The sequence below is a fragment of the Micromonospora sp. NPDC023814 genome (genome assembly GCF_040639595.1).
In the GTDB taxonomy this organism is placed as follows: Bacteria; Actinomycetota; Actinomycetes; order Mycobacteriales; family Micromonosporaceae; genus Micromonospora.
The window spans coordinates 1-13,275 of record NZ_JBFAAF010000064.1 but is presented as its reverse complement, the minus strand read 5'-3'; the positions used below and the strand labels follow the sequence as shown (position 1 = coordinate 13,275).

General features: G+C 75.1%; 1 protein-coding gene. It reads left to right on the top strand.

Features of this window, described 5'->3' with window-relative positions; genetic code table 11:
* Nucleotides 1-5: 5 nt before the first annotated feature.
* A partial coding sequence (locus AB0G14_RS27115) for a type I polyketide synthase (protein WP_357702061.1) occupies nt 6-13,275 on the top strand: 13,270 nt, incomplete at its 3' end.

The window sequence follows — 13,275 nt, the reverse complement described above, 5'->3', positions numbered from 1 at the left end:
CCCCGATGGCGAACGAAGCCAAGCTCCGCGAGTACCTCAAGCGCGTCACCGCTGACCTGCACGAGACCAGCGAACGCCTGAGGGCCGTCGACGAGCAGAACCACGAGCCCATCGCGATCGTGGGGATGAGCTGCCGCTACCCGGGCGGGGTGCAGACCCCCGAGGCGCTGTGGCGGCTGGTCGAGTCCGGCACCGACGCCGTCACGGAGTTCCCGGCCGACCGGGGCTGGGACGTGGCGAACCTCTACGACCCCGACCCGGACGCGCACGGCAAGTCGTACACCCGGGAGGGTGGCTTCCTGCACGACGCCGGCGAGTTCGACGGCGGCTTCTTCGGCATCTCGCCCCGCGAGGCCCTGGCGATGGACCCGCAGCAGCGCCTGCTGCTGGAGGTCGCCTGGGAGGCGGTCGAACGGGCCGGCATCGCCGCCGACTCGCTCAAGGGCAGCCGCACCGGCGTCTTCACCGGCGTCATGTACCACGACTATGTCTCCCGTCTGAACGGCGTGCCGGAGGAGGTCGAGGCCTTCGTCGGCACCGGCAACCACGGCAGCGTCGTCTCCGGCCGGATCGCCTACACGTTCGGGTTCGAAGGCCCGGCGGTGACCGTCGACACCGCCTGCTCGTCCTCCCTGGTGGCGCTGCACCTCGCCGTGCAGGCGCTGCGCTCCGGCGAGTGCACGCTCGCGCTGGCCGGCGGCGTCACCGTCATGTCCAGCCCCGACACGTTCATCGGCTTCAGCCGCCAGCGCGGCCTGTCCCCGGACGGGCGGTGCAAGTCCTTCGCCGCCGCCGCCGACGGCACCGGCTGGAGCGAGGGCGCCGGGCTGCTGCTGCTGGAACGGCTCTCCGACGCCCAGCGCAACGGGCACCCGGTGCTCGCCGTGGTGCGCGGCACCGCGGTCAACCAGGACGGCGCCTCGAACGGCCTCACCGCGCCCCACGGCCCGTCCCAGCAGCGGGTGATCCGCCAGGCCCTGGCCAACGCGCGGCTCTCCCCGGCCGACGTGGACGCGGTGGAGGCCCACGGCACCGGCACCCGCCTCGGCGACCCCATCGAGGCGCAGGCGCTGCTCGCCACCTACGGCCGGGACCGGGCCGACGACCAGCCGCTGTGGCTCGGCTCGATCAAGTCCAACCTCGGGCACACCCAGGCCGCGGCCGGCGTCGCCGGCGTGATCAAGATGGTCATGGCGATGCGGCACGGGGTGCTGCCGAGGACCCTGCACGTCGACGAGCCGTCCCCGCACGTCGACTGGTCGGCCGGCGCGGTGAGCCTGCTCCGCGAGCCGCGCCCGTGGCCGCGCGGGTCCCGTCCGATGCGGGCCGGCATCTCCTCCTTCGGCGTCAGCGGCACCAACGCCCACGTCATCGTCGAGGCCGCCCCGCCCGCGCCGCAGCCGGCCGCCGACACCGACGCCGTCGCCGGGCCCGACCCGCTGCCGTGGGTCGTCTCCGCCCGCAGCGCCGCCGCGCTCACCGCCCAGGCCGACCGGCTGCGCACCTGGCTCGCCGACCACCCCGACGCCGCGCCGGCCACGGTGGGCCGGGCCCTGGCCGTCGGACGGTCCGCCCTGGAACACCGGGCCGTGGTGCTCGGGGCCGACCGGGACGAGCTGGTCGCCGGGCTCGCCGCGCTGGCCGACGGCGTCCCGGCCGCGTCCGTGCGGCGGGGCGTCGCCAGCCCCACCCGCGTCGCGGTGCTCTGCACCGGGCAGGGCGCCCAGCGGGTCGGCATGGGCCGTCAGCTGTCCGCCGCCTTCCCGGTCTTCGCCGCGGCCTTCGACGCCGCCTGCGCGGAACTGGACCGGCACCTCGACCGGCCCCTGAACGAGGTGCTCGACGGTCCCGCCGACGTGCTCGACCGCACCGGTTACGCCCAGGCGGCGCTGTTCGCCGTCGAGGTGGCCGCCTACCGGCTCGTCGAGTCCTGGGGCGTCGTGCCCGACTTCGTGGCCGGGCACTCGGTCGGCGAGGTGGCCGCCGCGCACGTCGCCGGCGTGCTGTCGCTGCCGGACGCCGCCCGTCTGGTCGCCGCCCGGGGCACCCTGATGCAGGCGCTGCCCACCGGCGGCGCGATGGTGTCGGTCCGCGCCACCGAGGCCGAGGTGCGCCAGCACCTGGACACCACCGTCGAGGCGGCCGGCGCGGGGCTGGCCGCCGTCAACGGCCCGGAGTCCGTCGTCGTCTCCGGCGACGAGGACGCGGTGCTGGCGGTTGCCGAACACTTCGCGGCCCTCGGCCGGCAGACCAAGCGGCTGCGGGTCAGCCACGCGTTCCACTCCGCCCGAATGGACCCGATGCTCGACGCGTTCGCCGACGTGCTCGGGCAGTTGACCTTCGCCGCCCCCCGGATTCCCGTCGTCTCCACCGTGACCGGCGCCGTGCTCACCCCCGACGAGGTGCGCTCGCCGGCGTACTGGCTGCGCAACGTCCGGGAGACGGTCCGCTTCGACGCGGCCGTGACCGCCCTGCGCGAGCTGGGCGTGGGCGCGTACGTCGAGGTGGGCCCCGGCGGGGTCCTCTCCGCCCTGACCCAGGAGATTGTCGGGGACCAGGCGGTCTGCGCCCCGGTGCTGCGCGCCGACTCCGACGAGGCGGCCACCGCGCTGGCCGCTGCCGCCACCGTCTGGGCCCGGGGCGTGCCGGTGGACTGGGCCGCCCTGTTCGACGGCCCGCCCGCGCCGGTCGACCTGCCGACGTACGCGTTCCAGCGCCAGCGCTACTGGCTGCTGCCCCTGCCACAGGCCGCCGACGTGACCGCCGCCGGGCTGACCCCGACCGGGCACCCGCTGCTCGGCGCGGTGTTCCGCTCCGCCGACGGCGACGAGGTGACGCTCACCGGCCGGCTGTCGGTGGAGAGCCAGCCCTGGCTGGCCGACCACGCCGTCCGCGGCGTGGTGCTCCTCCCCGGCACCGGGTTCGTGGAGTTGGCGTTGCGGGCCGGTGCGGAGGTCGGCGCGGACCGGCTCGCCGAGCTGACCCTGGAGGCGCCGCTGGTGCTGCCGGAGACCGGCGGCGTCGACGTGCAGGTCGCCGCCGAACGGGGCGGCGCCGACACGTGGCAGCTCACGGTCCACGCCCGCCGGTCCGGCACCGACGACCTGTGGGTCCGGCACGCCACCGGCCTGCTCACCCCGGAACCGGGGGAGGACCGGACCCCGCTGACGGCCTGGCCGCCGGCCGGCGCCACCGCCCTCGACGTGTCCGAGCTGACCGGGCGGGCGGCGGAGGCCGGATTCGCGTACGGCCCGACCTTCTCCGGGCTGCGCGCCGCCTGGCGGCTCGGCGCCGACGTCTACGCCGAGGCCGTGCTGTCCGAGCCGGCGGCCGGCGAGGCCGGCGGGTACGGGCTGCACCCGGCGCTGCTCGACGCCGCCGTGCAGGCCGTCGGGCTGGGCATCGTCGACCCCGGCCAGGCCCGGATGCCGTTCTCCTGGTCGGCCGTCACGCTGTCCGCCCACGGCGCCGACACGCTGCGGGTACGGCTCACCCCCACCGGCCCGGACACGGTGACCATGCTCGTCGCGGACGCCGCCGGCGAGCCCGTCGCCCGGATCGGGTCCCTGGTGCTGCGGCCCCTGCCGGCCGGGGAGCTGGCGTCCGGCGGGTCCTCCTGGCGTCGTTCGCTGTTCCGCCTCGACTGGCCCCGCCACGCCGGCAGGTCCGGCGCGCCCGCCGACACGACCTGGGCCGTGCTCGGCGACCGCCCCGCGCCGCTGCCGTCCGGCGTGGCCGCCGCCCGGCACGCCGACCTCGACGCGCTGGTCGACGCCGGGGTGCCCGACGTCGTCCTGTTCCCGGTGGCCGGTGCCGCCGCGACCGGCCCCGGACCGGTCCACGGCCTGCTCGCCGAGGTCCTCGGCGTGCTCCAGGGCTGGCTCGCCGCCGAGCGGCACACCGGCGGATCCCGGCTGGTGGTGCTCACCCGCGGCGCCGTCGCCGTGGACGACGATGCCGAGGTGGCAGACCTGGCCGGCGCGGCCGTCTGGGGTCTGCTCCGCTCCGCGCAGGCCGAGCACCCCGGCCGGTTCCTGCTCGTCGACGTCGACGAGACGGACCGCTCCGCCGCCGCCCTCGCCGGCCTGCTGTCCGTCGACGAGCCGCAGGCGGCGGTGCGCGACGGCGTGGTCCGGGTGCCCCGGCTCGTCGCCGCCACCGAATCCGACGCCCCGGCCCCGTCGCTGGACCCGGAAGGCACGGTGCTGGTCACCGGCGGCACCGGCGCCCTGGGCGCACTGACCGCCCGCCACCTGGTCACCCGGCACGGGGTCCGCCACCTGGTGCTGACCAGCCGACGCGGGGCCGACGCGGCCGGCGTCGCCGACCTGCTCGCCGAGTTGGCCGACCTGGGCGCGACCGCGACCGTCGAGGCGTGCGACGCCGCCGACCGGGACGCCCTGGCCGCGCTGCTGGACCGGATCGATCCCGCCCACCCGCTGACCGGCGTGGTGCACACCGCCGGCGTGCTCGCCGACCGCACGCTGACCTCGCTCACCGCCGAATCCCTCGCCGAGGTGCTGCGGCCCAAGGTGGACGCCGCCGCGCACCTGCACGAGCTGACCGCCGGCCTGGACCTCGGCCTCTTCGTCACGTACTCCTCGGCGGCGGGCGTGGCGGGCAGCCCCGGCCAGGCCAACTACGCCGCCGCCAACGCCTTCCTCGACGCGCTCGCCCACCGACGGCGGGCCGCGGGCCGTCCGGCGCTCTCCCTGGCCTGGGGGCCGTGGGCCGAATCGGGCGGCGGCATGACCGCCGCCCTCGACCGGGCCGACACCGACCGGCTGGCCCGCGCGGGTGTCCGGCCCCTCCCGCAGGCGGACGGCCTCGCCCTCCTCGACGCCGCCCTGCTGACCGGCCGGTCGGTGGCGGTGCCGATGACGCTGGACGGCCCGGCGTTGCGCGCCCAGGCCGAGGCGGGCACCCTGCCGCCCGTGCTGCGCGGGCTGGTCCGGGCGCCCCGCCGCCGCGCCGCACGGACCGGCCCGGCCGGGACCGCCGCCCTCACCGAGCAGCTGGCCGGGCTCGACCGCGAGGAGCGCGCCGCGGCCCTGCTGCGGCTCGTCCTCGACCAGGTCGCGGCGGTTCTGGGGTACGCCGACGCCGCCGCCGTCGAGGCCGCGCGTCCGTTCACCGACCTGGGCTTCGACTCGCTGACCGCCGTCGAGCTGCGTAACCGGCTGGGTGCGGTCACCGGCCTGCGGCTGCCGGCGACCCTGGTGTTCGACCACCCGACGCCGCTCGCCCTGGCCGACCACCTGGACGCCGAGACCGGCACGGACGCCGGCCCGCTGCCGGCGCCGGCCGCCAGCGCCGCGGCGCTCGACGAACCGATCGCGATCGTCGGAATGAGCTGCCGCTACCCCGGCGGCGTACGCTCCCCGGAGCAGCTGTGGGACCTCCTCGTCGCCGGCGGCGACGGCATCACGGACTTCCCCGCCGACCGCGGGTGGGACCTCGAGGAGTTGTACGACCCGTCCGGCACGCGCCGGGGCACCAGCTACGCCCGCGAGGGCGGCTTCCTGGCCGACGCCGGTGACTTCGACGCCGACCTGTTCAAGATCTCGCCGCACGAGGCCCTCGCCATGGACCCGCAGCAGCGGCTGCTGCTGGAGACCTCGTGGGAGGCGATCGAGGACGCCCGGATCGACCCGCTCGCACTCCGGGGCCGCCCGGTCGGCGTGTTCGCCGGCATGATGTACCACAACCACGCCGCCGGGCTGGCCGACGTGCCGGAGACCCTCGACGGCTACCTCGGCGTCGGCACGGCGAGCAGCGTGCTGTCGGGTCGGGTGGCGTACTCGTTCGGTTTCGAGGGGCCGGCGGTGACGGTGGACACGGCGTGTTCGTCGTCGTTGGTGGCGCTGCACCTGGCCGTGCAGGCGCTGCGGTCGGGCGAGTGCGACCTGGCCCTCGCGGGCGGCGTCACCGTCATGGCGACCCCCGAGACGTTCATCGACTTCTCCCGCCAGCGGGGCATGTCCCCAGACGGCCGGTGCAAGTCGTTCTCGGAGGCTGCGGACGGCACCGGCTGGTCCGAGGGCGTGGGCGTGCTGCTGGTGCAGCGGTTGTCGGACGCGCGGCGGGACGGTCGGCGGGTCCTGGCGGTGGTGCGCGGCAGCGCGGTGAACCAGGACGGCGCGTCGAACGGGTTGACGGCGCCGAACGGTCCGTCGCAGCAGCGGGTGATCCGCCAGGCCCTCGCGAACGCCCGGCTGGGCGTCGGGGACGTCGACGTCGTCGAGGCGCACGGCACGGGCACGACGCTCGGCGACCCGATCGAGGCACAGGCGCTGCTCGCCACGTACGGGCAGGACCGGGACGATCACGACGCATTGCTGCTGGGATCGGTGAAGTCGAACATCGGTCACACGCAGGCGGCTGCCGGGGTGGCCGGCGTGATCAAGGTGATCTTGGCGATGCGGGCCGGGGTGGTGCCGGCGTCGTTGCACGTGGGCGAGCCGTCGTCGCATGTGGACTGGTCGTCGGGTGCGGTCGAGTTGGTGACGCGGGCGCGGGAGTGGCCCGTGGTGGGGCGTCCGCGTCGGGCGGGGGTGTCGTCGTTCGGCATCTCCGGCACGAACGCGCACGTGATCATCGAGCAGGGGGAGCCGGAGTCTGCTCCGGCGCCCGTCGCGCCGGTCGGGGTGCCGGTGCCGTGGGTGGTGTCGGCGCGGTCGGAGCGTGGTCTGTCGGGTCAGGCGGCGCGGTTGGCGGCGTTCGCGCGGTCCCGCACGGACGTCGCGGTGTCGGACGTGGCGTGGTCGTTGGCGACGTCGCGGGCGGCGTTGGAGTACCGGGCGGTGGTGTGGGGCTCGGACGCCGACGAGCTGGTCGCGGGCCTGTCGGCTGTCGCGGAGGGCCGGCCGGCGGTGTCGGGTGTGGTGTCGGCGGGTCGTCGGGCGGTGTTGTTCACGGGTCAAGGTTCGCAGCGCGCCGGCATGGGCCGGGAACTGTCGCAGACGTTCCCGGTCTTCGCCTCGGCTTTCGACGAGGTGTGTGCGCATCTCGATCCGTTGTTGCCGCGTTCCCTGCGTGAGGTGGTGTTCGCCGAGGCGGGTACCCCCGATGCCGGCTTGTTGGATCAGACGGTGTTCGCGCAGGCGGGTTTGTTCGCGGTCGAGGTGGCGTTGTGGGAGTTGCTCGCCTCGTGGGGTGTGCGGGCGGATTTCCTGGCGGGTCATTCGATCGGTGAGGTGACGGCTGCGTACGTGGCGGGGATGCTGTCCCTGTCGGACGCGTGTGTGTTGGTGTCAGCGCGGGGCAGGCTGATGCAGGCGTTGCCGGCCGGTGGCGTAATGGCGGCGGTCGGTGCGTCCGAGGCTGCGGTGCGGGAGGTCATCGAGGCGTCGGGTGTGGCGGTGGACGTCGCGGCGGTGAATGGTCCGGCGTCGGTGGTGGTGTCGGGTGCCGCCGACGAGGTGGCCTCGGTGGTGGCGACCTCTCGTGAGCGGGGGTGGCGGACGAAGGAGTTGTCGGTCAGTCACGCGTTCCATTCGCGGTTGATGGATCCGATGTTGGGCGAGTTCGCGTCGGTGGTGGCGGGGTTGGGCTGGCAGCCGCCGAGGATCCCGATCGTGTCGAACGTGACCGGCGCGGTCGCGGAGGTCGGGGAGGTCACCAACCCGGACTACTGGGTGCGGCACGTACGGCAGGCGGTGCGGTTCGCCGACGGTCTGGCGGCGCTGCGGGAGCAGGGGGTCGACACGTTCCTGGAAGTCGGCCCGGACGCGACGTTGACGGTGATGGTGGCGGAGATCGTCGGCGACGGTGGCGTGCGGCGGATCCCGACGTCGCGGCGGGACCAGGCGGAGGTCGACGCGCTGACCTCGGCCGTCGGGCAGCTCTGGGTCGCGGGTGTCCCGGTCGACTGGGCGGCGTACCACGGCCAGACCGGCGTTCGGCCGCGCGTGGTCGACCTGCCCACGTACGCCTTCGACCATCGACGTTACTGGATCAATGCGGCGACGCGGTCCTACCGGCCCCCGGTCGCCGGGCGTACCGCGGCCGACGAGGACTTCTGGCGGGCCATCGAGGCGGAGGACGTGGCGAGCCTCGCCGAGAGCCTGGCCGTCGACGCCGACGCCCCGCTCGCGGACGTGCTGCCGGCGCTGTCCACCTGGCGGCGCCGCCGGGACGCCGAGGCAACCCTCGACTCGTGGCGCTACCGGGTGGCGTGGCAGCCGCTCGCGGACGAGCCCGCCCGTGCCGAGGCTGCCGAATTCCTACTCGTCGTACCGGCCGACGCGGGTGCGGCCGTGAGGGACTGGGTGGCCGCCCTCGGCGCCGACGGGGCGCGGGTCGTCGAGGTCCACGCCGCCTGCGACCGCAAGCGCATCGCCCACGACCTGGTCGAGGCGTCGGCCGGCCGCGACGGCGACCCGCTGCCCGTGCTCTCCCTCCTCGCGTTCGACGACCGGCCGTACGCCGGGGCTGCTTCCGTTCCGGCCGGTCTCGCCGGCACGGTCGCGCTCGCCCAGGCGCTCGGCGACGCCGGGGTCGCCGCCCGACTCTGGATCGCCACCCACGGCGCCGTCTCCGTCGGCTCCCGCGACCGGCACGTCGACCCCGTGCAGGCGATGACGTGGGGCTTCGGCAGCGTGCTGCGGGCCGAGCACCCGCACCGCTGGGGTGGGCTCGTCGACCTGCCCGAGCAGCCGGACCAGGGTGTCGTGCGCAGGCTCCGTACGCTGATCGGCAGCACCGGCCGGGAGGACGAGGTCGCCCTGCGCCAGGCCGGTGCCCACGTCCGCAGGCTGGTTCGCGCGACGGACCGCGACGCCGGCCCGCGCCGTTCCCGGACGCCGCGCGGCACGGTGCTGGTCACCGGCGGCACCGGCGCCCTCGGCGGTCACGTCGCCCGGGCATTGGCCGGCGACGGCGCCGAACACCTCCTGCTGGTCAGCCGGCGCGGTGCCGAGGCGCCGGGCGCCGCCGCCCTCGCCGACGAACTCACCGGGCTCGGCAGCCGGGTCACCGTGGCGTCCTGCGACGTCGCCGACCGGGCCGCGCTCGCGGCGCTGCTCGACTCGATCCCCGACGAGCTTCCGCTGGCCGCGGTCGTGCACACCGCCGCCGCCCTCGACGACAACGTGGTCGACGCGGTGAGTGTCGACCAACTCGCCACTGCGCTGCGGGCGAAGGTCGACGCCGCGCGCAACCTGGACGAGTTGACCCGGGGCCGCGACCTCTCCGCGTTCGTCCTCTTCTCCTCGCTCGCCGGTCTTCTGGGCGCCGCCGGCCAGGCCACCTACGCCCCCGGCAACGCCTTCCTCGACGCTCTCGCGCAGCGGCGTCGCGCGGAGGGGCTGCCGGGGACCTCGCTAGCCTGGGGCCTGTGGGCCGACGGCGGGGTGAGCGCCGGCGAGTTCGAGCAGCGGCTGAGCCGCACCGGGTTCGGCGCGATGGCACCGGAGACGGCCGTGCGGGCCCTCACCCGGGCGCTGGACCGCGACGAGACGTACGTCGTGGTGGCCGACATCGACTGGGCCCGGGTGGCCGCCGCCGGCGGTCGGCGGCACGCCCCGTTGGTTCGGGACCTGCTGGCCGACGCCGGCCCGGCGGCTGCCGCCGACGCCCCCGCCCCGGCGGCCGACCTGCGCCTTCGCCTGTCCGGAATGTCTGGCACGGAGCAGTTGCACGCGCTCCGCGAGCTCGTCCGTGCCGAGGTCGCCGCCGTGCTGGGCCACGAGTCCGCCGAGCGGGTGGCGCCGGATCGGGCGTTCCAGGACCTGGGCTTCACCTCGCTGGCGGCGATCGAGCTGCGCAACCGGCTCGACGCGGCCACCGGCCTCACGTTGCCGAGCACGCTCGCGTTCGACTACCCGAACTCGACCGTCCTCGCCGGGCACATCCACGCCGAGCTGCTCGGCGGGCAGGCCCTCCCCGTCGCCGCCGCGCCCACCGGCCCCGTCGTGGGCGACGACCCGATCGTCATCGTCGGCATGGGCTGCCGTTTCCCCGCCGGAGCCGAGTCGCCGGAAGGGCTCTGGGGCCTGCTGACGGCCGGCGTCGACGCGATGTCGGACTTCCCGACGAACCGGCACTGGGACCTGGAGTCGCTGGCCGACCCCGGCGCCGAGGGCGACGATCACTCCTACGTCACCCGAGGGGCCTTCCTGGCCGACGCGGGCGGCTTCGACGCGGAGTTCTTCGGTATTTCGCCCCGCGAGGCCCTCGCCATGGACCCGCAGCAGCGGCTGCTGCTGGAGGTCACCTGGGAGGCGTTCGAGGACGCCCGGATCGAACCCCTCGCGTTGCGCGGCAGCCGCGTCGGGGTGTTCGCCGGCACCAACGGACAGGACTACGAGACCGTCGTGCGTCAGGCCGGCGAGTCCCTTGCGGGGTTCGGTGCGACCGGCGCCTCGGCGAGCGTGCTGTCGGGTCGGGTGGCGTACTCGTTCGGTTTCGAGGGGCCGGCGGTGACGGTGGACACGGCGTGTTCGTCGTCGTTGGTGGCGCTGCACCTGGCTGTGCAGGCGCTGCGGTCGGGCGAGTGCGACCTGGCCCTCGCGGGCGGGGTGACGGTGATGGCGACTCCGGGAGCCTTCATCGAGTTCTCCCGCCAGGGCGGGCTGTCGGCGGACGGCCGCTGCAAGGCGTTCGCCGAATCGGCCGACGGCACCGCGTGGGGCGAGGGCGTGGGCGTCCTGGTCGTGCAGCGGTTGTCGGACGCGCGGCGGGACGGTCGGCGGGTGCTGGCGGTGGTGCGCGGCACGGCGGTGAACCAGGACGGTGCGTCGAACGGGTTGACGGCGCCGAACGGTCCGTCGCAGCAGCGGGTGATCCGGCAGGCCCTGGCGTCGGCGGGGTTGACCACGGCCGACGTGGACGTGGTGGAGGCGCACGGCACCGGTACGACGCTCGGTGACCCGATCGAGGCGCAGGCGCTGCTGGCCACGTACGGGCAGGGCCGGGACGAGCCGCTGCTGCTGGGTTCGGTGAAGTCGAACATCGGCCACACGCAGGCGGCTGCCGGTGTTGCGGGGATCATCAAGATGATCTTGGCGATGCGGGCCGGGGTGGTGCCGGCGTCGTTGCACGTGGATGCGCCGTCGTCGCATGTGGACTGGTCGTCGGGTGCGGTCGAGTTGGTGACGCAGGCGCGGGATTGGCCGGCGGTGGGGCGTCCGCGTCGGGCGGGGGTGTCGTCGTTCGGCATCTCCGGCACCAACGCGCACGTGATCCTCGAGCAGCCGGACGCCGTGTCGGAGCCCGAGCCGGTGTCGACGCCGGTGCAGCCGGCGGATCCGGTCGCGGGGGCGGATTTCGTCTCGGCGTCCGTCGCGCTGGTCGGGTTGCCGGTGCCGTGGGTGGTGTCGGCGCGGTCGGAGCGTGGCCTGGCGGGTCAGGCTGCCCGGTTGGCGTCGTTCGTGCGGGATCGGTCTGGCCTGTCTGTGTCGGATGTGTCGTGGTCGTTGGCTACGTCGCGGGCGGCGTTGGAGCACCGTGCGGTGGTGTGGGGCTCGGACGTGGACGACCTGGTGGCGGGTCTGTCGGCTGTGGCCGAGGGGCGGCCGTCCGTGTCGGGTGTGGTGTCGGCGGGTCGTCGGGCGGTGTTGTTCACGGGTCAGGGTTCGCAGCGGGCCGGTATGGGCCGTGAGTTGTGCGACGTGTTCCCGGTGTTCGCGGCGTCCTTCGACGAGGTGTGTGGGCAACTGGATGACCTGCTGCCGCGCCCTCTGCGTGAGGTGGTTTTCGCCGAGCCGGGCAGCCTCGACGCCGGCCTGTTGGATCAGACGGTGTTCGCGCAGGCGGGGTTGTTCGCGGTTGAGGTGGCGTTGTGGGAGTTGCTGTCGTCGTGGGGTGTGCGGGCGGATTTCCTGGCGGGTCACTCGATCGGTGAGGTGACGGCCGCCTATGTGGCGGGGATGTTGTCGCTGTCGGACGCGTGTGCCCTGGTGGCGGCGCGGGGCAGGTTGATGCAGGCGTTGCCGGCCGGTGGGGTGATGGCGGCGGTCGGCGCGTCGGAGGGCCTCGTCACCGAGCTGATCGAGGCTACGGGTGCGGCCGTGGACGTTGCGGCGGTGAATGGTCCGGCGTCGGTGGTCGTCTCGGGTGCCGCCGCCGAGGTGGCCTCGGTGGTGGCGGTCTGCCGTGAGCGGGGTTGGCGGGTCAAGGAGTTGTCGGTCAGTCACGCGTTCCATTCGCGGTTGATGGACCCGATGCTCGACGAGTTCCGGGCGGTCGTAGCGGGGTTGGACTGGCGGGTGCCGCGCGTGCCCGTGGTGTCGAATGTGACCGGTGCGGTGGCGGATCCGCTGGAGCTGGTGGATCCGGAGTACTGGGTACGGCACGTACGGCAGCCGGTGCGGTTCGCCGACGGTGTGGCGGCGCTGCGGGAGCAGGGCGTCGACACGTTCCTGGAGGTCGGTCCGGACGCGACGTTGACGGCGATGGTGGCGGAGGTCGTCGGCGACGGTGGCGTGCGGCGGATCCCGACGTCGCGGCGGGACCAGGCGGAGGTCGACGCGCTGACCTCGGCCGTCGGGCAGCTCTGGGTCGCGGGTGTCCCGGTCGACTGGGCGGCGTACCACGGCCAGACCGGCGCCCGGCCGCGGGTGGTCGACCTGCCCACGTACGCCTTCGACCACACCTGGTACTGGCCTGAGGTGGCGACCTCGACCCGTCGGGACGTCCACGTCGACGCGCTCGACGGGCGGTTCTGGGCGGCGGTGGAGTCCGGCGACCCCGACCGGATCGGCGGCGAGCTGGGCGTCCGCGCGGACGAGCCGCTCAGCGAGGTACTGCCGAAGCTCGCGCAGTGGCGGCGGTCTGCCCGGCAGCAGTCCGTCGTGGACTCCTGGCGGTACCGGGTCGAGTGGCGGCCGGCCGCCCTGGCGGGGCGTGAGGGCCTGACCGGCACGTGGTTGGTGCTGATCCGCCCCGGCCAGGAGGACCACCCGCTGCTGGCCGGGTTGTCGGCGCGCGGCGCCGAGGTGGTCCCGGTGGTGCTGGACGAGTGGGACCGTGACCGCATCGCGCGCCAGTTGACCGAGGCGCGGGAGAGCCGGGGACCGGTTGCCGGCATGGTTTCGCTCCTGTCGCTGGCCGGTGCGGGCGTGGTCGAGGCTCTGGCGGTGGCGCAGGCGCTGGACGTGGCGGCGGTCGACGCGCGCCTGTGGTGGCTCACGTCGGGCGCGGTCGCCGTGGACGACTCGGAGGCCCTGGGCGACCTCACCGCGGGTGCGGCGGTGTGGGGTTTGGGTCGGGTGGTGGGTTTGGAGTTGCCGTTGCGGTGGGGTGGGTTGGTGGATGTTTCGGGTGTGTGGGATG